Annotated in this window: 21 protein-coding genes; 12 read left to right on the top strand and 9 right to left on the bottom strand. The window is 53.5% G+C overall.

Annotation, left to right across the window (positions count from 1 at the left end; genetic code table 11):
* Nucleotides 1-6 precede the first annotated feature (6 nt).
* Nucleotides 7-492: a hypothetical protein gene (locus DY252_RS11665; RefSeq protein ID WP_231959759.1), complete on the top strand. Its 486-nt coding sequence runs from the start codon at nt 7-9 to the stop codon at nt 490-492.
* A 90-nt stretch (nt 493-582) separates the two neighbouring features.
* On the opposite strand, the gene DY252_RS11670 is transcribed toward DY252_RS11665, so the two are convergent.
* The 3 genes from DY252_RS11670 to DY252_RS11680 form a co-directional block, all read right to left on the bottom strand.
* Nucleotides 583-825 (bottom strand): Lrp/AsnC ligand binding domain-containing protein, encoded by a 243-nt coding sequence (locus tag DY252_RS11670; protein WP_063089733.1) that lies wholly within the window; start codon nt 823-825, stop codon nt 583-585.
* Nucleotides 826-922: 97 nt separating this feature from the next.
* On the bottom strand, nt 923-1,870 hold the full coding sequence (locus DY252_RS11675) for a carbohydrate kinase family protein (RefSeq protein ID WP_064789648.1): 948 nt from the start codon (nt 1,868-1,870) through the stop codon (nt 923-925).
* Between the two features lie 158 nt (nt 1,871-2,028).
* Nucleotides 2,029-3,621, bottom strand: coding sequence for a bifunctional metallophosphatase/5'-nucleotidase (locus DY252_RS11680; protein ID WP_064789649.1), 1,593 nt, complete (start codon nt 3,619-3,621; stop codon nt 2,029-2,031).
* A 622-nt stretch (nt 3,622-4,243) separates the two neighbouring features.
* Between DY252_RS11680 and DY252_RS11685 the strand changes: the two genes are divergently transcribed.
* From DY252_RS11685 to DY252_RS11720, 8 genes are all read left to right on the top strand, one after another.
* A complete protein-coding gene (locus DY252_RS11685; protein ID WP_008890749.1) occupies nt 4,244-5,239 on the top strand; it encodes a BMP family lipoprotein in 996 nt (331 codons plus the stop codon).
* Between the two features lie 43 nt (nt 5,240-5,282).
* On the top strand, nt 5,283-6,866 hold the full coding sequence (locus tag DY252_RS11690; RefSeq protein WP_082923543.1) for an ABC transporter ATP-binding protein: 1,584 nt from the start codon (nt 5,283-5,285) through the stop codon (nt 6,864-6,866).
* A complete protein-coding gene (locus tag DY252_RS11695; protein ID WP_064789650.1) occupies nt 6,863-7,981 on the top strand; it encodes an ABC transporter permease in 1,119 nt (372 codons plus the stop codon). The genes DY252_RS11690 and DY252_RS11695 overlap by 4 nt, the downstream gene beginning before the upstream one ends.
* Nucleotides 7,981-8,952, top strand: coding sequence for an ABC transporter permease (locus DY252_RS11700; RefSeq protein WP_064789651.1), 972 nt, complete (start codon nt 7,981-7,983; stop codon nt 8,950-8,952). The genes DY252_RS11695 and DY252_RS11700 overlap by 1 nt, the downstream gene beginning before the upstream one ends.
* A gap of 111 nt (nt 8,953-9,063) precedes the next feature.
* Nucleotides 9,064-9,477 carry a cytidine deaminase gene (locus DY252_RS11705; protein WP_008890745.1) on the top strand — a complete coding sequence of 138 codons (414 nt, stop codon included), beginning with the start codon at nt 9,064-9,066 and terminating at the stop codon, nt 9,475-9,477.
* Nucleotides 9,474-10,280, top strand: a complete 807-nt coding sequence (locus DY252_RS11710) for a purine-nucleoside phosphorylase (protein ID WP_064789652.1) — start codon at nt 9,474-9,476, stop codon at nt 10,278-10,280. Before DY252_RS11705 ends, DY252_RS11710 begins: the two co-directional genes overlap by 4 nt.
* Before the next feature lie 59 nt (nt 10,281-10,339).
* Nucleotides 10,340-11,680: a thymidine phosphorylase gene (gene deoA, locus DY252_RS11715; protein WP_064789653.1), complete on the top strand. Its 1,341-nt coding sequence runs from the start codon at nt 10,340-10,342 to the stop codon at nt 11,678-11,680.
* A gap of 201 nt (nt 11,681-11,881) precedes the next feature.
* Nucleotides 11,882-12,646 (top strand): DeoR/GlpR family DNA-binding transcription regulator, encoded by a 765-nt coding sequence (locus DY252_RS11720; protein ID WP_008890742.1) that lies wholly within the window; start codon nt 11,882-11,884, stop codon nt 12,644-12,646.
* 32 nt (nt 12,647-12,678) lie between these two features.
* Here DY252_RS11720 and DY252_RS11725 read toward each other — a convergent pair whose 3' ends face one another.
* The 6 genes from DY252_RS11725 to DY252_RS11750 form a co-directional block, all read right to left on the bottom strand.
* Entirely contained in the window at nt 12,679-13,497 is an 819-nt protein-coding gene (locus DY252_RS11725) for an ABC transporter ATP-binding protein (protein WP_064789654.1), read from the bottom strand.
* 135 nt (nt 13,498-13,632) lie between these two features.
* Nucleotides 13,633-14,418, bottom strand: coding sequence for an amino acid ABC transporter ATP-binding protein (locus DY252_RS11730; RefSeq protein ID WP_040823744.1), 786 nt, complete (start codon nt 14,416-14,418; stop codon nt 13,633-13,635).
* Between the two features lie 17 nt (nt 14,419-14,435).
* The gene (locus DY252_RS11735; protein WP_064789655.1) at nt 14,436-15,539 is read right to left on the bottom strand and encodes an amino acid ABC transporter permease; all 1,104 of its coding nucleotides are present in this window, start codon (nt 15,537-15,539) and stop codon (nt 14,436-14,438) included.
* 1 nt (nt 15,540) lies between these two features.
* Complete coding sequence (locus DY252_RS11740; protein ID WP_063089712.1) at nt 15,541-16,737, bottom strand: amino acid ABC transporter permease; 1,197 nt, start codon at nt 16,735-16,737, stop codon at nt 15,541-15,543.
* A 117-nt stretch (nt 16,738-16,854) separates the two neighbouring features.
* Complete coding sequence (locus DY252_RS11745; protein ID WP_064789656.1) at nt 16,855-17,877, bottom strand: amino acid ABC transporter substrate-binding protein; 1,023 nt, start codon at nt 17,875-17,877, stop codon at nt 16,855-16,857.
* 494 nt (nt 17,878-18,371) lie between these two features.
* Nucleotides 18,372-20,324, bottom strand: a complete 1,953-nt coding sequence (locus DY252_RS11750; protein WP_064789657.1) for an acetoacetate--CoA ligase — start codon at nt 20,322-20,324, stop codon at nt 18,372-18,374.
* Nucleotides 20,325-20,746: 422 nt separating this feature from the next.
* Between DY252_RS11750 and moaB the strand changes: the two genes are divergently transcribed.
* From moaB to DY252_RS22680, 3 genes are all read left to right on the top strand, one after another.
* On the top strand, nt 20,747-21,277 hold the full coding sequence (moaB, locus tag DY252_RS11755; RefSeq protein WP_040823811.1) for a molybdenum cofactor biosynthesis protein B: 531 nt from the start codon (nt 20,747-20,749) through the stop codon (nt 21,275-21,277).
* A 65-nt stretch (nt 21,278-21,342) separates the two neighbouring features.
* Nucleotides 21,343-22,110 carry a sulfite exporter TauE/SafE family protein gene (locus DY252_RS11760; protein WP_064789658.1) on the top strand — a complete coding sequence of 256 codons (768 nt, stop codon included), beginning with the start codon at nt 21,343-21,345 and terminating at the stop codon, nt 22,108-22,110.
* A 275-nt stretch (nt 22,111-22,385) separates the two neighbouring features.
* Complete coding sequence (locus DY252_RS22680; protein WP_064789659.1) at nt 22,386-23,414, top strand: methyl-accepting chemotaxis protein; 1,029 nt, start codon at nt 22,386-22,388, stop codon at nt 23,412-23,414.
* The last annotated feature ends 162 nt before the right edge of the window (nt 23,415-23,576 follow it).

A 23,576-nucleotide genomic window follows, 5' to 3' on the forward strand; every position in this document is an offset into this window, starting at 1 on the left:
TTCACGATGACAGAGGTCGCCATGCCGTTCACAACCAGCTGGGTCAAAGCAATTACGACCGGTTTTGTTCTTGTCGGTGCCAGTCTTGCCCTGACAACACCTGTACAGTCACATCCGGCCAATCAGGAACATGATCACACCGTCGTCGAACTTGCCCAAGGTGGTGGCATTTTTAGTGATGAAGAACGGCGCATTATTCGTGATGTGCTTGATATCGCGACCGGGCAGACTGACCAAGATAGCGACAAGAAGGACAAGAGTAACAAGGGCAAAGGCAACAAGGGCCTGCCGCCCGGTATTGCCATGAAGCTTGAGCGCGGTGGTACCTTGCCGCCCGGCATTGCCAAGCGCGATTTGCCCGATAACCTGATTTCACGACTTCCTGCGCGCACGGACGGCGCGCTGCGTCAGATCGTTGGCGACGATGTTGTGCTGATCGAAAAGGGGACCGAGATCATTCTTGATGTGATCCGGGATGTTGCCAGGAACTAGGTTGCATTGCCTGCATCCGACAGAAAGAAAGCGGCGCCTGACTGGCGCCGCTTTTGGTTCTGCAAGCTTGGTTTGTCTGCCGTTTGGCCATCAGGTGAAGGCGTTAAAGGTAATGATGGTCTGCGTATCCTTGATATGAGGCAGCTTGTGGATACTTTCGTTCACATAGCGCCCAATATCCTGTCCGTCATCAATATATACCTTGACCAACAATTCAAACGGGCCGGAGATGGAATAGACTTCGGAAACGCCTTCGACTTCTTCAACAAGCGCTGCTGCGACGTCATAGGCTTTGCCAAGTTCACATTTCACAAAGATGAAAAATGGATGCATCGGATCGGCTCCGGTTTGAAGTTGAATTCAGGACAAGCTACCTGCGTTGCATGATCCATGCAATCATCAAGCAGGATCTTGGTATGGCCCCTTTGGGTCAAAGGACCTTGCTTTCGGCCTTTGCTGCGCGTTCCGTGACCGCTTCCAGCGTCAGACCCCAAACAGTGGTGCCTTCGGTTTCTGCCGTCAGGCTTGCCATCGCAAGGCCCGATGCCATAGCATCGTCAAAGCTCGTATGCGGTTTCGAGTAAGCCGACAGAAAACCGGAATAGAAGGCATCACCCGCACCATTGACGTCCTTGACCTTGGTGGGCAACGGATGCCAGAACGCCGTCCCCGATGCTGACGAGGACACAACCCCTTGGGCACCAAGCGTGATCACGACATCCGGGATACCCTTGCCGCGCAAAAGCTCGATCGCGACTTTCGCCTGCGCAAGATCGTTGATCTCGATACCCGTCAGGATGCGTGTTTCAGCACGGTTGGCAATCAGCAGGTCCAGCTTATCAAGTACCGGCTTGAACCGTACTGCCTTGCTGGGCGAAACGGTAGCTGCGCACAATTTTGTCGTCTGTTTGTTTTCGGCAAGCCACATGATGCTTTCGGTTGGCAGGTTCGCGTCAACCAACCACCAGGGCCGCGCCTGAAGGTTTGCCAGATGCGGTTCAAGGCGATCAATGGTCAGCAGGTCATAGACCTCGGCATTCATCATACCAAGCGCGAGTTCGCCGGTTTCATCAAGAAGGGCCGTGTAACCGGCCGTTGCCATGCCACTGATCTTCATCAGATGGCGGGTATCGATCCCAAGTTCGGACAGCGCCTCGATCACCTGATCGCCATCCCCGTCATCCCCGACAGCACCAAGCATTGCGACATTATTGCCCAGAAGCCGCAGATGCACCGCAATGTTGCGGCTGACACCGCCAGGTTTGCGATGCAAGGTCCGAACCGGGTTCGAGGCAGCGGGCACAAAAGTCTCAGTACATTGCAGGGTGCGGTCGAAATGGGCGGCACCAAAGCAAAGAATGTTGGCATTAGGCGTCATAGAGAACGGGTGCTCTTTGTCGTGGGACGTCACGCAGGTGACGGTCATGTGCTGTAATCGACGTTGATAAGCCTCAAGCGCGCATGAAGGCAAGAAAAACAAAAAAGGCAGTCCGTAACGGACTGCCTTTCGGTCGCTTGATCACGCAGAAAACCTGTTTATTTCAGGTTGATGCGACCCTTGGTCGTCGGGGTCAGTGGCGAGTTAAGCCCGATATAGTCGGCAACAGCCTGTTCAAGGTTCGGTCCGAAGTCATAAACATCGGTGGCATTATCCCGGAACAGGGCGTAGCCATCACCGCCATTGCGCATGAAGTCGTTGGAAACGACGCCATACATTTTGCCGGTCTCGATCGGTACGAAGCCGTTGCCATCGGCAACCATGACGTTTGAAACACGCGATCCGGCAGGTTGCGAAAGATCAAGGTCAAATTTCAGGCCCGCAACCTGCGGAAACTGGCCTTTGCCTTCCTCGACAAGCGATACACCATGTTCAAGCGATGCAACGATATCCGCACCGGAAAGCTTGAAGGTTGCCAGCGCATTCTGGAACGGCAGAACCGTCAGGACTTCACCCATGGTAACCGTGCCTTCATCGATGCTTGCACGTACACCGCCGCCGTTCTGGATGGCGATCTGATAGTCATCACCAGCCTTCCAGAGCATGGCATCGGCAACCAACGAACCCATGGAACATTCCATCTTGCGGCAGATTTCGCGCGATCCATCTGCAGGTGCCGTGAAGCTGCCGGCTTCAAGGGTGCGAACGGCATCAACCTGACCGCTGGCTGCAGAGATAACGGCAAGAACGTCCTCGGCCGGTTTAATGCTGGCATCCAGTGCAATCGGATCACCCGACCATGCGGTTGCCACACCGGCATCATCAAATGTGACGTTCAGGTCGCCAAGGTAACGGCTGTAGGCATATGCTTGGACGATCAGAAGAGGTTTGCCATCGGCACCATTTTTGACGACCGGGTAGGGATGGGATGCCTTGTCATCACTGTTGGAAAACAGAAGATGATCATGACCGCCGACAATCACGTCAACACCAGTGACATCGCTGACATACTCAAAATCGGCGTATGAGCCCGAATGGCTGAGAGCGACAATTTTGTTGATGCCCTGGGCGGTCAAGCGATCGACTGAGCTTTGCAGTGATTGCGCAAGGTCATTGAACTTGACGTTCGGACCCGCACTTGAAATATCGGCCGTTTCCGGTGTTGTCAGCCCGACGATACCAATGCGTTCACCGCCAACTGTGATGATGGTTTCAGGCTTGATCAGTTCGTTCAGACCATCTGTGGTGGCTTCGATGTTGGCCGACAAAATGGGGGTAAGGCTTTTTTTGATGAAGCTTGCCAGAACGTCCGGGCCATCATCAAACTCATGGTTGCCAACCGCCATTGCATCATAATCAACAAGGTTCATCAGTTCAGCCGTCAGCGAACCCTTGTAGGTCGAGTAATAAAGTGACCCCTGGAACTGATCGCCTGCATCGACAACCAGAACATTGCCGCCTTCGGCACGGGCGTCACGAATGGCCGTGGCAAGACGGCCGTAGCCGCCAAAGCACTTGCCTTCCGCATCATCCTCGGCACTGCAGGTGTTATTGTATTTTGTGACCGATTCAACGCGGTCATGGACGTCATTGGTATGGATCAGACGCAAATCGTAATCGGCCAACGCGCTTCCGGCACCAAGGCTGAGCATTGTACAGGCCGACAGCAGCCCTGCAATTGTTCTTTTCATTCCTGTTCTCCAACAATAATCCACTCTTCCTGTCCCGTTCAGGAAGGAAAGTATGAAAACGCAAATCTGTGGGTCGGAAAATCTTTGCCCCGAGGAATGCTAGCACCAAACTTTCGCGAACGGTATGTCCGGTTGTTGACGGTGTGGTTAAAATTACACATCGCTTTTGCCCGTAAATTCGCACCCATCCATTTGTGTAGGGAAGAATCGGAAACGCACCAATTTTAATCATTCGAGGTTCAATGGTCCCGATTTGGTGCCATTTACGCGCATCGACAAAGATAAATTACCGTGCAGAAAAGGTTGGTTCAGGTTTGAGCCCGATCGGCCCGAAACTAAGGGAAACCCCGCAGATATGCGATTTGAAGTTCCGGTTGTAGTGCATTGGTGCTGACCAAGTGGACAGGTCTCTGCAACGTGTTGCGTGCTCAGCTATTTACAGGGCACTATATTTTGTAGTTACCATGAGCATTCGCAGCATGCCAAACCGCGCTGCATTGGTCCTCGACCAACGCCGCTTTGCTTATGTTGCGAGACATGTGTTTTCGATGAGGGAGTTCCGCCAAACAAGATGGGCATTGGCGGAAAGATAATCAGAATTCAAACAAAGAAGGGCATCGGAATGAAAAAGCTTCTGACCTCGGTGGTCGCGGCTGTTGCTTGCTATGCAGGCGTTGCTTCGGCTGCAGAAATCAATCCGGCTGTGGTTTACGATCTTGGTGGTCGTTTTGACCGCTCATTCAACCAGGCGGCATACACGGGTGCCGAGAAGTATAAGGAAGATACCGGTACTGAGTATCGTGACTTCGAAATCCAGAACGATTCACAGCGCGAGCAGGCAATGCGCAACTTTGCGCGCCGCGGCATGAATCCGATTGTTGCGATTGGTTTTTCCCAGGCTTCTGCACTTGAAAAAGTCGCTAAAGAATTCCCTGAAACCAAATTTACCATTGTTGACATGGTTGTAGACCTGCCGAACGTTCAGTCGGTGGTTTTCAAGGAACATGAAGGTTCGTTCCTTGTCGGTGTTTTGGCAGCTATGGCATCTGAGACCGGCAAAGTTGGTTTCGTTGGTGGTATGGACATCCCGCTGATCCGCAAATTCGCCTGCGGTTACGCACAGGGCGTAAAATATTCGAACGGTGATGCGGAAGTCTTCCAGAACATGACCGGCACTACCGGTGCGGCCTGGAACGACCCGGTAAAGGGTGGTGAACTTGCAAAATCGCAGTTCGACCGTGGTGCTGATGTTGTTTACCATGCTGCAGGTGGTACTGGCGTTGGTGTGCTTCAGGCTGCTGCAGATGCCGGTAAACTCGGCATTGGTGTGGACTCCAACCAGAACGGCCTGCATCCGGGTTCGGTTCTGACGTCTATGCTGAAACGCGTTGACGTTGCTGTTTACGAAGCTTTCGAGGCTGCTGCCAACGATACCTGGGAGCCGGGCCTGACCATTCTGGGTCTTGCAGAAGGCGGCGTTGATTGGGCACTTGATGAAAACAACGAAAGCCTGATCACCGACGAGATGAAAGCAGCCGTTGCCGAGGCCAAGGAAGCAATCATTTCCGGTAACCTTGAAGTACACGATTACATGAGCGATAGCGCCTGCCCAATGTAAGGCAGACGTCAAAGCAAATCGGGGATTTGTCGTGTCGGATACGATGCATCAAATGCACGGCGCCGGGGAAACCGGTGCCGTGCAACCCGCTATTGAACTGCGCGGTATAGACAAGCGGTTCGGTGCGGTACATGCCAATAAAGAAATCGACCTGAAGGTCGACAAGGGAACTATCCACGGAATCGTGGGCGAAAATGGGGCTGGTAAATCGACCCTGATGAGTATTCTGTACGGCTTTTATCAGGCCGATGCAGGAACCATTCACGTCGATGGCAAGCTCTGTGAAATTAACGGATCAGAAGACGCGATTGCGGTCGGGATCGGAATGGTTCACCAGCATTTCATGTTGGTTGAGACATTCTCGGTGCTCGAAAACGTTATTCTTGGCGTCGAAGGCGGTGCTGTTCTGCGCGACGGTGTGGAAAAGGCACGCGAAGAACTCAAACGTCTTGAACGCGAATATTCGCTAAACATCGATCCGGACGCCACGGTGGGTGATCTTTCGGTCGGGCTCCAGCAACGTGTGGAAATCCTGAAAGCCCTTTATCGCGGGGCGGAAATTCTTATTCTGGATGAGCCGACCGGTGTTTTGACACCGCAGGAAGCAGATCACCTTTTCAGAATTCTTGATACCCTGAAAGAACAGGGCAAGACGGTTGTTCTGATTACCCACAAACTGCGCGAAATCATGGCCGCAACGGACAATGTTTCCGTCATGCGCCAAGGCGCAATGGTGGCCCATCGCAAAACAGCCGAAACCAGCCCGGAAGAACTTTCTGAATTAATGGTCGGCCGTAAGGTATTGCTACGCCTTGAAAAAGGTGAAGCTAGACCGGCTGCGACCGTGCTGAAGGTCGATAATCTTTGTGTTGATAATGCCCAGGGCGTGCGCAAGGTCAAAAATGCGACCTTTACCGTGCGCGCAGGAGAAATTGTCGGCATTGCCGGGGTGTCCGGCAACGGGCAAAGCGAACTACTTGAAGCGCTTGGTGGGATCAGATCTGCCAGCGAAGGGACCGTGGAACTGAACGGGCAGGATGTAACACCCGGCAAAGGCGTTGATGCCGCAGAGCTCCGTCGTCGCGGTGTCGCGCATGTGCCCGAGGATCGCCATCGCATGGCAATGGTCACGGCCTTTTCAGCCAAAGAGGCGGCCATTCTTGGCTATGAAGATGATCCTGCCTATCAAAAGGGCGGGCTTCTGGATTGGGATGCTATTTCAGCTGCCACAGCCAATATGATGTCAGAATTTGACGTTCGTCCGGACAATCCGGACTTGAAAGCTGCCAATTTCTCCGGCGGTAACCAGCAAAAGCTTGTTCTGGCGCGTGAAATCATGCGTGATCCGGAATTACTTCTGGTGGGCCAGCCGACCCGTGGTGTCGATATCGGTGCCATTGAATTCATTCATAAACGTATTGTCGCCATGCGGGATGCGGGCAAAGCCGTCCTTCTGGTGTCAGTGGAGCTTGACGAGATTATGTCGCTTGCCGACCGCATTCTGGTGATGTGCGATGGGGCCATCATTGGTGAAGTTGCCGCATCCGAAGCCAATGAACGTGTGCTTGGTTTGATGATGGCGGGCGTTGACCCAAATGAAGCCAAGGCAGCGGAGGGGCAGGCATGAGCAAGACTGTCGAGCTGCCGCGCTGGATTGACGTTGGCGCCTTGCCTTTGCTGAATCTGCTGTTGGCCCTTGTTGTATCCGGGCTTGTGGTTCTGGCGATTGGTGAAAACCCGGTTCAGGTGGTTGAAATCCTGCTTTATGGCGCGTTTGGCTATGAAGAGGCATGGGGTTATACGCTTTATTACACCACCAACTTCATCTTTACCGGCCTTGCGTTTGCCGTCGCGTTCCATTGCGGGCTGTTTAACATCGGCGCCGAAGGGCAGGCCTATATCGGTGGCCTTGGTGTGACGTTGGCAGCCCTTTATCTCGATTTCCTGCCATTCCCGATCATGCTGGTTGTGGCGATGTTGGCGGCGATGATTTTTGGCGCGGCGTGGGCTTATATCCCGGCCTACTTGCAGGCGCGTCGCGGATCGCACGTCGTGATCACGACGATTATGTTCAACTTCATCGCCTCATCACTGATGGTGTATCTGTTGGTCAATGTGCTTCGCCCGGAAGGCTCGATGACGCCCGAAAGCGAACAGATCGCCGAACATTTGCGATTGCCATTTATTCATGACATTGCAGGCGCGCTTGGCATTGAAATGGCGTCAAGCCCGCTGAACCTGTCATTTGTTTATGCCATCGTCATCAGCGTGATGGTCTGGCTGTTTATCTGGCATACCCGTTGGGGCTATGCCATCCGGACAGTTGGTGCCAATGCTGTGGCAGCAACCTATGCCGGGCTTGAGCCCGGGCGTTTTATCATCATCGCGATGATGATCTCAGGTGCGCTGTCATCCTTTGTTGCGCTAAACGAAGTCATGGGTGTTCAGCACCGTTTGCTGATTGATTTTACCGCCGGGTATGGCTTTGTTGGCATTGCTGTAGCGCTGATGGGGCGCAATCATCCGTTTGGCATCTTCCTTGCAGCTTTGCTATTCGGGATGCTCTATCAGGGTGGGGCGGAGCTTTCATTTGAAATTCCGACCATCTCGAATGACATGGTCGTGGTTATTCAGGGGCTTGTCATCCTGTTTACCGGTGCGATGGAACACATGTTCCGTCCGCGCGTGACAAAGATCTATACATCCTGGCGCCTGCGCCAGGATGCCGGGGAGGCCGCATAATGGATACATTTCAGCTGATTATCCTGTTGTTGGATGCAACGCTGCGCACCTCGACACCGCTTATTCTTGCGGCCCTGGCCGGGATGTTTTCCGAACGGTCCGGAACAATTAACCTTGCCCTTGAAGGCATGATGCTGGGCGGTGCGTTTTCGGCTGCTGCGGTTGCATTCTATGTCGGTAGCCCGTGGGTCGGGCTACTGGCCGCGATTGCAACCACGATTGCGCTTTCGCTTCTGCATGGTTTTGCCTGCATCACGCACAAGGGCAACCAGGTGGTTTCGGGGATGGCGATCAATATCCTGATGTCGGGTCTGACCGCCCTTGTCGGGATTGCACTTTTTGCACAGGGCGGCAAAACGCCAGCGCTTGATAAAGGATCACGTTTCCAGCCGATCACGTTCCCGGGTGCCGACGCCGTTCAGGACGTTCCGGTTCTGGGCCTGATTTATTCGGAACTGTTAAGCGGTCATAACATTCTGGTTTATGTTGCCTTCCTTGCTGTTCCGGCAGCCTGGTGGGTGATGTATCGCACCCGGTTTGGCTTGCGTCTGCGCGCGGTTGGTGAAAACCCGGGCGCTGTTGATACGGCCGGCATTGGTGTTGTCGCGATGCGCTACCGCGCCGTAATTTGCAGTGGTGTGCTTGTTGGCATGTCAGGCGCCTATCTTTCGACTGCACAGGGCGCATCCTTCCTCCAAGACATGACCGCAGGCAAAGGCTATATCGCGCTGGCGGCCATGGTGTTTGGCAAATGGCGTCCGTTCCCGGCATTGGCAGCTTGCCTGCTGTTTGGCTTCCTTGATGCCGCAGCCACGCGTTTGCAGGGCGTCGTTTTGCCCGGTATCGGCGAAGTTCCGGTCCAGTTGGTGCAGGCATTGCCCTATATCCTGACGGTCATTCTTCTGGCCGGGTTCATTGGCCGGGCCATTCCGCCAAAGGCACTTGGTCGGCCATACGTCAAGGAACGCTAAGTTTTTCGTGGTTCGGGTCTCGGCCTATGATACAGGCAGTCCCGAACCATATTTTTCCAGGAATGTGCGCTTTGGTCAGGCGCGATAGGTAATCAAAACAGGATCAAACAAATGGTTGCTCATAAACAGGCTCCGCGCGATCTGATTGACGCGGCACTTGCGGCTCGTGACAAGGCATATGCACCTTATTCGAACTTCTTTGTCGGTGCTGCGCTGCGCACGACTGAGGGTAAGGTCATTTCGGGCTGCAATGTTGAAAATGCAGCATATCCCGAGGGCGTCTGTGCAGAGGCCGGCGCGATTTCGGCGATGGTGCTGTCAGGGGAAACCCGTTTTGACGAGATCGTCGTTGTCGGGCTGGGCGATATCGCCTGTACCCCATGTGGCGGGTGCCGCCAGAAGATCCGCGAATTTACCGGTCCGGATGCGACCATCTTTATCATCAATGATGCAGGTGAAACGCTTCTGACGCTGAGCCGTGAAGAACTTATTCCCCATTCCTTCGGGCCGGAGAACCTCAAATGAGCAATGTAAAAGCAGCACTTGATGTCATTGCCGCCAAGGCGCCGGGTTTCAAGGCCGAAGTTGCATTGGTTCTTGGCAGCGGCCTTGGTGGTGTGGTTGACGCCGTAAGTGATGCGATCAGCATTGCCTACGAAGAATTGCCGGGATTCCCGCGCCCGACCGTGGTCGGACATGGCGGGACACTTGTTCTTGGCCGTATTGGCGGTGTGTCGGTCGCGGTGATGCAGGGGCGGGCGCATTATTACGAGCATGGCCGATCAGATCTGATGGCTGAACCGCTTGAAATTATGCGCGAACTTGGCGCAGAACGTCTGCTTTTGACCAATGCTGCCGGTTCACTGATCCCTGACGCCGTACCGGGCAGTCTGATGCTGATTACCGATCATATCAGTCTGTTTGGCCCGAACCCATTGATCGGCTATCACGGAAACGACCGTTTTGTCGGCATGGATGTGCCTTATGATCCTGAAATCGGGTCTGGGCTGCATGGTGCGGCGGCCAAGCTTGGCATCAAACTGTTTGAGGGAACCTATTGCTGGTGCACCGGGCCAAGCTTTGAGACGCCAGCTGAAATCCGAGCGCTCAAGATCCTTGGCGCCGATGCGGTCGGCATGTCGACCGTGCCGGAAAATATTCTGGCCCGCCGTCTTGGATTCAAGGTCGCCGCGGTTTCAAACATCACCAATCTGGCTGCTGGCATGAGTGCGACACCGCTTAGCCACGAGCAGACATTGGAAATGTCCAAAGCCGGTTCGGCCAATCTTATCAAGATATTACTGCAATATTTTTCAAGCGCTTCCTGAAGTCGAATGACTTCGAGGCTGCTAATTTGAATTAACGACACGTGCGCAGGAGACAGCACATGCTGCCCCAAGAAATCATTCGCCGTAAACGCGAAGGCGAAGTTCTGACAGACGCTGAGATCGCCTTTTTCGTCAAGGGCATCACCGATAACAGCATCAGCGAGGGGCAGGTTGCCGCCCTTGCCATGGCTGTGTTTTTTAACGGCATGACCATGGATGAACGCGCGGCGCTTACGCGCAACATGCGCGATAGCGGTACGGTTCTTGACTGGAAGGCGCTTGGCCTTGATGGACCGGTGGTGGACAAGCATTCGACCGGTGGCGTTGGTGACAAGGTAAGCCTGATGCTGGGCCCGATTGTTGGCGCCTGCGGGGCGTTCGTGCCGATGATTTCCGGCCGTGGCCTTGGCCATACCGGTGGGACGCTGGACAAATTTGATTCCATTCCGGGCTATCGCACCACACCAAGTCTTGACGAATTCGCCAAGGTCACCCGTGAAGTCGGCTGCGCCATTATCGGCCAGACAGCCGATCTGGCACCGGCGGACAAACGGTTCTATGGCATTCGCGACGTGACTGCGACGGTCGAGAGCATCCCGTTGATAACGGCGTCCATCCTGTCAAAGAAACTGGCAGCCGGGCTTGATAGCCTTGTCATGGATGTGAAATTCGGCTCTGGCGCCTTTATGAACGAGTATGAGCGCGCCCGTGAACTGGCCGAAAGCATCACCGAAGTTGCCACCCGCAACGGCGTTCCCACGGTCGCACTTCTGACCGATATGGAACAGGTGCTGGGTGACACAGTTGGCAATGCTCTCGAAATGCAGGAAGCAATCGACTTTCTGACCGGCACGCACCAGGAACAACGTGTCTATGACGTCACCATGGCGCTGGCGGCAGAAATGCTGACCGTTAGTGGTGTGGCATCCGATGTTTCCGATGGCCTGCGTATGGCAACAGAGGCGCTTGAAAGCGGCAGGGCAGCCGAGACCTTTGGCAAGATGGTATCAAGTCTTGGTGGCCCTGCGGACTTTGTCGAAAACACCAACAAGTATCTTGAAGCCGCCCCGATGATAAATACGGTAACAGCCGCCAAGACAGGCCGTGTTCTTTCGATGGATGCCAGAAAGGTTGGTCTTGCGCTGGTGTCGCTTAAAGGCGGGCGCACGCGGGCAGACCAGAAGATCGACTTTGCTGTCGGCTTTACCGATTTCATCAAGGTTGGACAGCCGGTATCGGCCGAAACACCAATTTGCCTGGCCCATACCCGTGACGAGGCACAGCTTGAAGAGGCAACGACCTTGCTGCGCGATGCGATTGTGATTGGCGAGGGGGATGTCGATCCGACAGGTACTGAACCAGCAGTTCGTGAGCGGATCGTAGCACGCAAAAAGGCGTGATCGTTAGCAAGTCAAAAACAAAAAAGCCGGGGATGAAACCCGGCTTTTTTGTTTTCTGCTCTTAACGAAGTGCATCGCCAGCATTCTGCGTGCATTTGCTTTCGGCGGACAAGGCTTGCCAAATGGCTCAAGAGAAAGCATTTTGATCAGGAATGAAAATTTTCCAATAAAGATGAAAATTGAAAACAGAAGGAGAGAGGCATGGGGAAACTGGATCGGCGTCGTAGAGAGATTTTGGAGCTTGTCGCCTCCAACAGCTTTATGACCATTGATACCCTTGCCGAACATTTTTCTGTCACGCCACAAACCATCCGACGCGACATCAATGAAATGGCCGAAGAAGGCCTGATTGCCCGCTATCACGGCGGGGCTGCCAGTGTCTCGACCACCGAAAATACCGCCTATACCGACCGTCAGGTTCTAAACCTTGGCAGCAAGCGCGAGATCGCAAAGCTGGTAGCGCAACATATCCCCGAAGGCGCGTCTCTGTTTATCAATATCGGAACAACCAACGAAGAAGTCGCACATGCGCTTCTGGGCCATAAAAGTCTTAAGATCATTACCAATAACCTGCATGTTGCAGAAATCTGTGCTGCCAATCAGGGATTTGAAGTGATTATTGCCGGTGGCGTTGTGCGACAGCGCGATTTCGGTGTCATCGGCGAGGCCACCATTGATTTCATCAACCAGTTCAAGGTTGATTACGCGATTGTCGGGATATCCGGCGTCGATGAGGATGGCAGCCTGATGGATTTCGATTATCGTGAAGTGCGCGTCGCGCGGGCGATTATTTCCAACGCCCGCCAAACATTCCTGTGCACGGATGCATCGAAGTTTGGTCGTCGTGCGATGGTGCGCCTGGGACATCTTTCCGAAATCGACGCTCTGTTTACCGATCGTCATCCAGGGCCGGTTTGGGCCGATGTGATCCGCGAAGCCGACGTTTCGGTCTATACAGCCAACTAGATCCGGCACGGGGCAGGGTGTTGTTTGCCCCGTTAGCTATAGACGTGGTCTTCGCGTTTGCCGGTTCGCATGGTGATCGGGCCCTGTGACGATCCGTTCAGCATCTGGGTCAGATGCGCATTATGTGCGTCATCGATATCTTTGGTTTTGCCCGCCCAATAGACTTTACCGTCATGCATCATCATCAGGTTCTGATAACGGGTGCGGGCGATATGCATGTCGTTGGTGATTGATATCACCGTGGTCCCGCGTTGTTCTGCAATCTTGCCAATCATGCGTTCGATATGGTTCGACAGAACCGGATCAAGCCCGGCGGTCGGATTGTCCAGCAACAGGATCGCCGGATCGGTGGAAATCGCCCGTGCGACACCAACGCGTTTTTGCATGCCGCCAGACAGATCACTTGGTGTCAGATCCGCACTTTCCGATGCCAGACCGACAAGACCCAATAGATCAAGGGCACGTTCCCGGGCCTCCTTGCGGCTAAGAGTGCCGGTTTCAATCTGTCGAAAGCAGATGTTTTCCCAAACCTTCAGACTGTCAAACAGGGCATTTTGTTGAAACAGCATGCCAATGCGTTCCGCCCATGCATCACGTTTCGGCGCATTGGTTTGACTGACATCATCGCCATCCAAAAGGATCTTGCCAGCATCGGCCCCGTAAATCCCAACCAGACATTTCATCAGGACACTTTTGCCTGCGGCAGACGGACCGATAATGGCCATGGTTTCGCCCTTGGGAAGATGCAAGCTGACATCATCAAGGGCAAGCTTGTCGCCAAACCGTTTGCTGAGATTTTCAACCGAGATAAAGGCCGGACGGGTCGCGGAGCTGGTTTCAGGCGTGGTCATTGGCAATCCGGATGATGAACGTGTTGGGCCGAGTTTCGGCAATTGCGCGGGTCTGGGCAAGGATCATTTTTACAAAAATGAAAACGGCCCCGCAAATGGGGGCCGTTTTGCAAAGATCGGATGTTTGATAGCCGATTAATGCGACAGGATCTGGCTGAGGAACAGCTTTGTACGATCGCTTTTCGGGTTATCAAAGAACTCCTTCGGACCAGCCATTTCGACGATCTGGCCTGCATCCATAAAGATCACACGGTCAGCAACCTCTTTGGCGAAGCCCATCTCGTGGGTCACGCAAAGCATGGTCATACCTTCCTTGGCGAGTTCGACCATCACGTCGAGAACTTCCTTGACCATTTCCGGGTCAAGCGCCGAGGTCGGTTCATCAAACAGCATGATTTTCGGCTGCATGCAGAGCGAACGGGCAATCGCCACACGCTGCTGCTGACCGCCGGAAAGTTGACCCGGGAATTTGTGGGCCTGCTCGGCAATTCGCACACGCTCAAGGTAATGCATGGCCAGTTCGTTGGCTTGCTTCTTGGGCATCTTGCGAACCCAGATCGGGGCAAGCGTAAGGTTTTCCAGCACGGTCATGTGCGGGAAAAGGTTGAAGTGCTGGAACACCATGCAGACTTCGCGGCGCACGGCTTCGATGTTTTTGACATCGTCGCCAAGCAAAATGCCGTCGACGTAAACTTCACCGCTTTGATAGGTTTCAAGGCGGTTCAGGGTGCGGATCAGCGTCGATTTACCTGAGCCGGACGGGCCGCAGATAACGATACGCTCACCTTTGCGAACAGACAGGTCAATATCCTGAAGAACATGGAAATTGCCATACCATTTGTTCATCTTGTTGACGGTGATGACATCCTCTTTGGACGGAGGAGGCACAGCGCCGGTAGTGGGTTCAGTTGCTACAGTCATTGTTTTTTCCTCGCTCCTTACCTTTGTTCGCCTTTGCGAAGCTCTTTTTCAAGATAGGCGGAATATTTCGCCATCGAGAAACAGATCAGGAAGAATATTGCCGCGGCGAAGGCATAACCTTCGACGTAATATTTGGTCCAGGCCGGGTCACTGCGCAGTGCCAGCTTCACCGTGCCAAGGAAGTCAAACAGGCCGATAATCACGACCAGTGTGGTGTCCTTGAACATGGAGATAAAGCTGTTGACGGTCGGCGGGATCACCAGACGCAGTGCCTGCGGCAAAATGATCAGACGCATCGACTGCCAATAAGACAGCGCAAGACTGTCACCAGCCTCAAACTGACCACGCGGAACGGCCTGCAGACCACCACGGAATACCTCGGCGAGGTAGGCGGCGGTAAACAGGATGATACCGATCTGCGCACGCAGCAGCTTGTCGATGGTAACCCCATCGGGCAGGAACAGCGGGAACATGACCGATGCCATGAACAGAACCGTAATCAGCGGCACACCACGAATGACTTCGATGTACACCACGGAAACGGTTTTGATGGCCGGCATGTGCGACTGACGACCAAGTGCCAGCAGCAGCCCGAACGGGAAGGCAAAGATCACACCGATCGAGGACAGGATCAGGGTCAGCGGCAAGCCACCCCAATAGCTGTTCTGGACATAGGTAAGGCCAAACACACCACCCCACATGAGGATGGCAATAATCGGCACACCAATGACCCACATCGGAATGATTGCCTTGCGCAGGCTCGGATACTTAACCGCACCCAGACTGCCGCAAATGATGCCCATCAGAAGGATCATGGCAAGAAGCGGCCGCCACTGTTCTTCAAACGGGTAGGTGCCAAACAGGATCAGTCGTAAATTGGCATTAACGAACCCCCAGCAGGCACCTGTCGCTTCCGCGCAGGCCTCAATTGATGGCGCCAACGTCGCATTGATGAGGGCCCACTCGACAATTGGCGGGATCAGCCAAACGAGGAATGCAATCGAACCAAGGGTCAGGAGGGTATTGAACCATCCATCAAACAGGTTCTTTTTCGACCATGCCACGGCACGCTCGGAAAAGGTGCCGGTCGGAAGAGGAGGTAATTTTGCGTTTTCTGACATGTTACCTCTCCACCAGTGCCATTTTCTTGTTGAACCAGTTCATAAAGAGCGAGGTCAACAAGGACAAACCAAGATAGATCGACATGAAGATCGAGATGGCCTCGATCGCCTGACCTGTCTGGTTCATGGTCGTGTTGGAAACAGAAACCAGATCCGGATAACCGACGGCAACAGCCAAAGAGCTGTTCTTGGTCAGGTTAAGATACTGGTTGGTCAGTGGCGGGATCGCGACACGCATGGATTGCGGCAGGATCACCTTGCGAAGCGCAATAGAACGGCGAATGCCCAAACTGTCGGCAGCTTCCCACTGGCCATTCGGAACAGCCTGAATACCGGAACGAACAACCTCGGCAACATAGGTCGAGGTGTAAACCGTAAGCCCGATCAGAACCGCCATGAATTCAGGTGAAATGTTGTAGCCGCCCTGAATGTTAAAGCCTTTGAGGGCCGGCATGCTCATGTCGGTCGGTGCGCCACCTGCCAGATAGGCAGCCAGAACGAGACCGACGAAAATACCGATCCCGGCAAGAAGCATCGGGAAGGGCTGACCTGTGGCGTCCTGGCGTTTCTTGGCCCATTTCTTGACGAAATAGATCACAACGCAGGCAATCACGGCCGCAATGGTCATAAGGGTATAGGCGTTATCAGGTTCCGGCACCGGCAAATACATACCGCGCGACGTCAGCAAAACACCGGGCAGAGGCTCCAGCGCGTCGCGTGGATGCGGGAAAGCGCTTGGAATAAGTGCGTACCAGAAGAACAGTTGCAACAGGACCGGAATGTTCCGGAACGTTTCAACATACACAGTCGCAAGTTTGCGAACGATCCAGTTCGAGGACAGGCGGGCAATGCCAAAGATTGTCCCGATAATCGTACACAAAATGATCCCAAGCAGTGACACCTTCACAGTGTTCAGAAGACCGACCATCAACGCCGTCGCATAGTCGCTTTGGGCGCTGTAGTCGATCATGGTTTCACTGATCTCGAAGGAAGCTTCAAGATCAAGGAACCCGTAACCGGTTGAGATGTTCTGTTGTTCAAGGTTGTACAAGGTGTTGGACACCAGGTACCAGCCCGCAAGAACGATCAGTCCAATTGCGACTACTTGATAAAGCACCGCACGGACGTTTTCGTCATTGAGATAATCAACGAGGCCCTTGGAACGAACATCCCCCGGGGCATTTTGAGGCTTACTCATATGACCCTCAGGTGTAGATTGTATCCAAAATCAGCAAGCACCTAACGAAAAGCTCCGCCCATGCGTTCAGGCAGTGGGGCGGAGCTTCGTAGGTTTAGGCAGTCGGTTTGCTAGCGATTAGCGAACCGGCCATGCATACTGCAGGCCACCATCGGTCCACAGAGCGTTCAGACCACGCTCAAGACCAAGCTTGGCGGTAACGTTTTTCTCATAGCTTTCGCCATAGTTACCGACCTGCTTGATGATGTTGTATGCCCAAGCTTCGTCAAGACCAAGAGCTTCACCCATGCCCGGCGAAACGCCCAGAAGACGCTGGATGCCCGGGTTGGTGCTGTTTGCTTTCATGTCGTCAACATTTTCCATGGTGACGCCATACTCTTCTGCTTCAACCATTGCAGCAAAAGCCCAGCGAACAACGTCCGACCACTGTTCGTCGCCCTGGGCGACAACCGGGCCGAGCGGCTCTTTGGAGATGATTTCCGGAAGGATCACATAGTCAGCCGGATTTTCTGCCATCTGGGTACGGATGGAAGCAAGACCCGAAGCATCGGTGGTGTAAACGTCGCAACGACCAGAGAAGAAGGCAGCGGTTGCTTCGTTGATGTTCTCGATAACGACCGGCTCGAAGGACATGCCTTTGGCGCGGAAGTAGTCAGCGAGGTTCAGCTCGGTCGTGGTGCCCGGCTCAACGCAGACGGTCGCACCGTCAAGCTCGGTTGCGCTGGAAACGCCGAGAGCCTTCGGGATCAGGAAGCCCTGACCGTCATAGTAGTTGATGCCGACAAAGGTCAGACCCAGTTTCGCATCACGGGTGGTGGTTGCAGTGGTGTTACGCGACAGGATGTCGATTTCACCGGACTGCAGAGCCGTGAAGCGCTGCGCTGCGGTCAGCGGGGTGTACTGAACGGCGTTTGCGTCACCAAAAACTGCAGCTGCTGCTGCACGGCAGACGTCAACGTCAATACCTTCCCATTTACCTTCGGCATTGGCAGCGGAGAAACCCGGAAGACCGGTGTTCACGCCGCACTGAACGAAACCTTTGGCCTTGATGCCGTCAAGAACGGCACCTGCCTGTGCGTTCTGCGCGGCAACGGCTGCAACGGTCATTGCGCCAGCGGCAAGGATCGTCTGGATTTTCATAAGATAGCTCCCTTATTAGCAAAGCATTGTTTTTAGCTTTTGTGCCACCCTGGATATGCACAGCCGCATATCCATTCGTCCGAAGAACATCGGACCGCCAAATTAAGAAATTTTAGGCCGCCTTGTGTCAAGTGTGAAAAAATTTTGGCAACATTAGAACCTGCCGTGCTGGCTAAAAATTGAGGCTTTTTCTGTGGTTATATCGCGCGGAGATACGATCACATAAAATATACGAAACTTTGTTTGTCTCATTTATTCAATAACCTAGTGGTAATTTCATTCTGATCACCGGCAAGACCGAGAATTGCACGAACTTTTTTTCACCAAACAATCAGTCATGATCAAAAAAAGTGCATCAGTTCACACTGTTTAAAAAATACGCATCGTTGCACTGCGGAATCGGGAGCGACATTCGTTAAGCAGCGCGGTCGAGCATCTTGCAAAACAGGATCGGCACGAAAAAGCCCCGCTTCGAGATGCGGGGCTTGTCTTGATCAGGTTTTCAGTTCCGACAGGTTGGAAAACAGTTCCAGTGCCGTCGGGTTGGCCAAGGCTTCCTGATTTTTTACCGGCCGTCCGTGGACAACATCACGAACAGCAAGTTCAGTAATTTTCCCCGATTTTGTCCGCGGGATATCGGCAACCGCAAGCACCTTGGCAGGGACGTGGCGTGGGGTGCAGTTGTTGCGGATCTGCTTCTTGATCTTGTCGATCAGGGCGGTATCCAATTCGTAATTGTCGCGGAGCACAACAAACAGGATCACCCGAACGTCGTTATCCCAGTCCTGGCCGATCACAATCGATTCCTGAATTTCAGGTAGTTTTTCTACCTGACGATAAATCTCTGCCGTGCCGATGCGAACGCCGCCGGGGTTAAGGGTCGCATCCGAGCGGCCATAAATGACCATGCCGCCATCATCATCAAGCTCGACATAGTCGCCATGGCACCAGATGTTATCAAACCGGTCAAAATAGGCGCTGTGATACCGCGAACCATCCGGGTCGTTCCAGAAGCCGACCGGCATCGATGGGAATGGTTTGGTGCAGACCAGTTCACCTTTTTCGTTCCGCACTGAGTTGCCATCGTCGTCAAACACGTCCACAGCAACACCAAGGGCACGGGTCTGGATGACACCACGTTTGACCGGAAGGACGGGGCAAGCCAGCACAAAGCAGCCAAGGATATCTGTGCCGCCTGAAATGGACGCCAGATGAATGTCTTCCTTGATGTCGCGATAAACGTAATCGAAGCTTTCCGGCGCAAGCGGCGAGCCGGTTGACGTCATTGCACGAACAGTGGACAGATCGTGTGTTTCGCGCGGTTTGAGTTCGGCCTTGGCCAACGCATCGATATATTTGGCAGATGTGCCAAACAGCGTCATGCCTTCTGCATCGGCATAATCAAACAGGATGTTGCCGCTCGGATAGAAGGGCGAGCCATCATAAAGCAGAAGCGTTGCACCGGCCGCAAGACCAGCCATCAACCAGTTCCACATCATCCAGCCACAAGTGGTGAAATAGAAAACGCGATCACCGGGCGCGACATCACAATGCAGAATATGTTCCGAAACCTGTTTCAGCAGCGTTCCGCCCGTGCCGTGAACAATACATTTCGGCTTACCCGTCGTGCCGGACGAAAACATCACATAAAGCGGATGATTGAATTCGACCTGTTCGAAGACGATTTTCTCGGTCCGGAAGGTGGCAATGAAATCGTCATAGGTGACGGCGTTGCGGATATCCGTCGTGTTGGCGCCGTCAAAGGCATAGGGCACGATGACAACCTTTTTCAGGCTGTCGATCCGCTCGACAACATCGTGAACCTTTTCACGGATGTCGTGTTGCTTGCCGTTATAGTGATAACCGTCAACGGTGATCATCACGGTTGGTTCGATCTGGCCAAAGCGGTCTACAACACCCTGAACGCCGAAATCAGGGGAGGCGGAGGACCAGGTTGCCCCGATGGCTGCCGTTGCCAGCATCGCAATCACGGTTTCCGACATGTTTGGCATATAGCCGCATACGCGATCACCCTTGCCAACGCCCTCGGCGCGAAGGGCCTGCGAGAATTTCGATACCGCAATATTAAGGTCCGCCCAGGACAGGCGGCTTTTGACCTTGTCTTCACCCCAGAAAATCAGGGCGTCGGTGTCGTCATCACGGACCAGAAGGTTCTCGGCAAAGTTCAGGCGCGCGTCCGGGAAGAACTGGGCGCCCGGCATTTTGTTGCCGTCGATCAGCACACGTTCGCCCCATGTTTCCGCTTTCAGGTCGGCATATTCGATAAGAGCAGGCCAGAAACGTTCAATCTCGGCAACGGACCAGTCATAGAGTTCGGTGAAACTCTGAAGGTTAAGCGCATGCTTTTCATTCACCCAGTCGCGAAAGCGGGTGACGTTTGCATTTTCAACGCGTTCTTTCGTCGGTTGCCAAAGAAAGTCGCTCATCATGAGTCCTCTGTTTCCTGCCGAACGTTTCGATCTGGTCGGCGCATCCTTTGAGGGCGCCAAATTGGTAGTCCTTTACCGCTTTTTCTAGGCGTAAAAATGCGGACCAGCAAGTGAAGTAACACAGATGTCCTTTATTGGTAATACCAATTGGCTTATTTTTTATCATATATAAGGTGAGATCTATTTATTAAGTATATGTATTTAATTGATAAATGTCTAAACTTGCAGCGCTCAAAAATATTGTGAGTTGGAGCTTAAAAATAGCCCACAAGGCTAATAAAATATCAAATGGCGACCGGTTTTTATTCTATCGTGATTCGTTGGGTTGCGATGCAGGTGTGTCTTGCACGTGAAAACGCTTGCACGCCTGTCTGGGCATATTAGGTTGACACAGCATTTCACGAGACATGGAGATAACCGTGGCAGGTATTGACGAAAGCCAACCCTTTGTATCGATCAATATTGCCGTATTGACCGTCAGCGATACGCGCGATCTCCATAACGACACCTCGGGCGAGGTTCTTTGCGAACGCATCATCGCCAAGGGCCATCACGTTTATGAACGCAAAATCCTGAAAGACGATCAATTGGCTTTGCGCAAGCAGCTCGGTGCTTGGTGCTCAAACCCGGATGTCGATGTGATCATTACCACCGGCGGCACAGGTGTTACCGGGCGCGACGTGACGGTGGAGGCCCACCGGGCAATCTACGAAAAGGAAATACCCGGCTTCGGCGAACTGTTCCGTTGGATATCATATCAGAAAATTGGCACATCCACCGTGCAATCACGTGCGACTGCGGGGGTATGTATGGGAACCTATATGTTTGCGTTACCCGGATCGACCGGGGCATGCAAAGATGCCTGGGACGAAATTCTGACCTATCAGCTTGATATCCGCCATCGGCCGTGCAACTTCGTCGAGCTCATGCCGCGTCTTCTTGAAGAATAGGGACGCGCGCCGTCCATATACGTTGCCCGCGATCCCTAAATTCCCCCAAATAACAAGGACTTCCGATGGAATTTATCTCGGATCCGTTTTTCTATGTTGTCGGCATTCCCGCCGTCTTGATCGCCGGTGTCTCAAAAAGCGGCTTTGGCGGCGGGCTCGGTGTTGTGGCTGTGCCTTTGATGGCGTTGGCAGTATCGCCACAGGCCGCCGCGGCGATCATGCTTCCCATCCTGTGCCTGATGGACCTTGCAAATGTCTGGGCCTATCGCAACCGCTGGGATCGCCGGAACATGAAGATCCTGGTGCCGGCCGCATTGCTGGGCATTCTTGTCGGGACATTGTCTTTCAGCTACCTGAACGAGGCAGCCGTCAAACTGATCATCGCGATGATCGCGATCATCTTTACCCTAGATCATTGGCTCCGTGGCCGGAAGGAAACCGGTGCACCGGGCAAGGCAACGATTGGTAAGGGCACGGTTCTTGGTGCGCTGGCAGGTTTCACCAGTTTCGTCGCCCACGCGGGCGGGCCACCGGTATCGGTTTATCTGCTGCCGCAACGAATGGACAAATCGATCTTTGTCGGTACGACAGTCATGTTCTTCATTGTCGTCAATTACGTCAAACTGATCCCGTATGCGCTGCTTGGGCAATTCGATGCATCCAACCTTGGAACATCACTTTTGTTCGTGCCGATCGCGCTGTTCGGGACGTGGCTTGGCTTGTGGGCGCATGACAAAGTCAGTGTCAAATTGTTCTACCGGGTTTGCTATAGCCTGTTGTTCCTGACAGGGATTAAGCTGCTTGCGGATTCGATCCTCGAATTTACAGCCTAAATATTGCATCGGTTTGCGCGGTACTTTAACGCTCTGCGCTAACTGTCGACGTGTCGATCAATGGTTTTGATGTGATGTATCCACTCGCGTCAGGATGGAAATGGCATACGCCAATGAGATAGCCGTGTGGTCCGAATATAATCCTGTATTTACGTAATGGTATAAGTGGCTTATTAGATATCAGTGCTGCAAAGACAAGCAGAATGGATGGCGAATAAAAGCACGCGATCAGCAGCCAGGAGGAAACCTGATGCGCATATGGGAGCTTTATTTAAATGCCAGAAAGAATTCTGCAGGTTGCGACAGCAATTTCCGGGCAAGCCAATGATAAAATTACCGAAATCAAGGCCGTTACACGGGCAACACGAACTCTTGCACTGAATGCGTTGATCGAGGCCGCACGCGCAGGCGAAGTGGGCCGGGGTTTTGGCGTTGTTGCCAACGAGGTCAAGGAAATCTCGCAGCGTGTGAACGTGATTACCGAAGAACTTGAAGACATGTTTCTGACGCTTGCCTCCGATCTGGAGAAAACAGCGCAGACGGTTCGTGGTGATCGTTTTGCCGACCTTGCCCGTTATTCTGTCGAATTGATGGATCGCAACCTGTACGAAAGATCTTGCGATGTGCGTTGGTGGGCAACCGACGCGGCCGTGGTCGATGTTTGTGAAAATCTGCAAGACCCTGCGTTTGCGTCGCGTGCATCGGAACGGCTCGGTGTGATCCTTGATTCCTATACCGTGTATCTCGATCTTTGGGTGGCTGACCGGAACGGCAACGTCATTGCCAACGGACGCCCGGACTCCTATCGCGTGATGGGGAAAAATGTTTCTGATCAGGGCTGGTTTCAGGAAGCGTTGCGCTGTCGCGATGGTGGACACTATGCCGTCGCGGATGTGGCATCCAATTCACTGCTAAACAACGCCGCATCCCCGACTTATGCGACCGCCGTACGCCGGGGCGGTGCCGTTGATGGCGATGTGATCGGTGTTTTGGGCGTCTTTTTTGACTGGGAAAGCCAGGCACCGATGATCGTTAAATCGCTGAACTTCAACGCGGAAGAACGTGAACGTACCCGGGTGATGTTGATCGACGCAAAAAATCGGGTTCTTGCTGCTTCCGATGACCGCGGCGTGCTCAGCGAAACATTTAATCTGCGGGTCGATGATCCTGCCCGCGGGGCCTATCTGCTTGAAGACGGATCCCTTGTGGCCTACGCCTTGACGCCGGGTTACGAAACCTATCAAGGGCTCGGCTGGCGTGGGGTTATCGTGCAAACACCAAGAGCGGAAAATGCCGTCGCCTAACTGTAGACGTCTAGGCGAACCACGATATCTATCTGCTAAAAGAAGACGGGCAACTTGTGTTGGTGCCCGTCTTCTTTTGTTTTGTGCGCAGGTGTTTGCGCTTGCCCCTTGGCGTGAAAAGAGCTAACGATGCTGTCACTTTATTGATAAAATGTCATCGTA

The sequence above is a fragment of the Thalassospira indica genome (genome assembly GCF_003403095.1).
Classification (GTDB): Bacteria; Pseudomonadota; Alphaproteobacteria; order Rhodospirillales; family Thalassospiraceae; genus Thalassospira; species Thalassospira indica.

What these genes read in the sequence shown, in the direction of transcription:
- DY252_RS11745 (WP_064789656.1), bottom strand. Translation starts at nt 17,877, where the DNA reads ATGAAAATCCAGACGATCCTTGCCGCTGGCGCAATGACCGTTGCAGCC.
- DY252_RS11760 (WP_064789658.1), top strand. Translation starts at nt 21,343, where the DNA reads ATGGAATTTATCTCGGATCCGTTTTTCTATGTTGTCGGCATTCCCGCC.
- DY252_RS11690 (WP_082923543.1), top strand. Translation starts at nt 5,283, where the DNA reads ATGCATCAAATGCACGGCGCCGGGGAAACCGGTGCCGTGCAACCCGCT.
- DY252_RS11705 (WP_008890745.1), top strand. Translation starts at nt 9,064, where the DNA reads ATGGTTGCTCATAAACAGGCTCCGCGCGATCTGATTGACGCGGCACTT.
- DY252_RS11710 (WP_064789652.1), top strand. Translation starts at nt 9,474, where the DNA reads ATGAGCAATGTAAAAGCAGCACTTGATGTCATTGCCGCCAAGGCGCCG.
- DY252_RS11740 (WP_063089712.1), bottom strand. Translation starts at nt 16,737, where the DNA reads ATGAGTAAGCCTCAAAATGCCCCGGGGGATGTTCGTTCCAAGGGCCTC.
- DY252_RS11730 (WP_040823744.1), bottom strand. Translation starts at nt 14,418, where the DNA reads ATGACTGTAGCAACTGAACCCACTACCGGCGCTGTGCCTCCTCCGTCC.
- DY252_RS11670 (WP_063089733.1), bottom strand. Translation starts at nt 825, where the DNA reads ATGCATCCATTTTTCATCTTTGTGAAATGTGAACTTGGCAAAGCCTAT.
- DY252_RS11665 (WP_231959759.1), top strand. Translation starts at nt 7, where the DNA reads ATGACAGAGGTCGCCATGCCGTTCACAACCAGCTGGGTCAAAGCAATT.
- DY252_RS11675 (WP_064789648.1), bottom strand. Translation starts at nt 1,870, where the DNA reads ATGACGCCTAATGCCAACATTCTTTGCTTTGGTGCCGCCCATTTCGAC.
- DY252_RS11720 (WP_008890742.1), top strand. Translation starts at nt 11,882, where the DNA reads ATGGGGAAACTGGATCGGCGTCGTAGAGAGATTTTGGAGCTTGTCGCC.
- DY252_RS11750 (WP_064789657.1), bottom strand. Translation starts at nt 20,324, where the DNA reads ATGAGCGACTTTCTTTGGCAACCGACGAAAGAACGCGTTGAAAATGCA.
- DY252_RS11725 (WP_064789654.1), bottom strand. Translation starts at nt 13,497, where the DNA reads ATGACCACGCCTGAAACCAGCTCCGCGACCCGTCCGGCCTTTATCTCG.
- DY252_RS11700 (WP_064789651.1), top strand. Translation starts at nt 7,981, where the DNA reads ATGGATACATTTCAGCTGATTATCCTGTTGTTGGATGCAACGCTGCGC.
- deoA (WP_064789653.1), top strand. Translation starts at nt 10,340, where the DNA reads ATGCTGCCCCAAGAAATCATTCGCCGTAAACGCGAAGGCGAAGTTCTG.
- DY252_RS11735 (WP_064789655.1), bottom strand. Translation starts at nt 15,539, where the DNA reads ATGTCAGAAAACGCAAAATTACCTCCTCTTCCGACCGGCACCTTTTCC.
- DY252_RS22680 (WP_064789659.1), top strand. Translation starts at nt 22,386, where the DNA reads ATGCCAGAAAGAATTCTGCAGGTTGCGACAGCAATTTCCGGGCAAGCC.
- DY252_RS11685 (WP_008890749.1), top strand. Translation starts at nt 4,244, where the DNA reads ATGAAAAAGCTTCTGACCTCGGTGGTCGCGGCTGTTGCTTGCTATGCA.
- DY252_RS11680 (WP_064789649.1), bottom strand. Translation starts at nt 3,621, where the DNA reads ATGAAAAGAACAATTGCAGGGCTGCTGTCGGCCTGTACAATGCTCAGC.
- DY252_RS11695 (WP_064789650.1), top strand. Translation starts at nt 6,863, where the DNA reads ATGAGCAAGACTGTCGAGCTGCCGCGCTGGATTGACGTTGGCGCCTTG.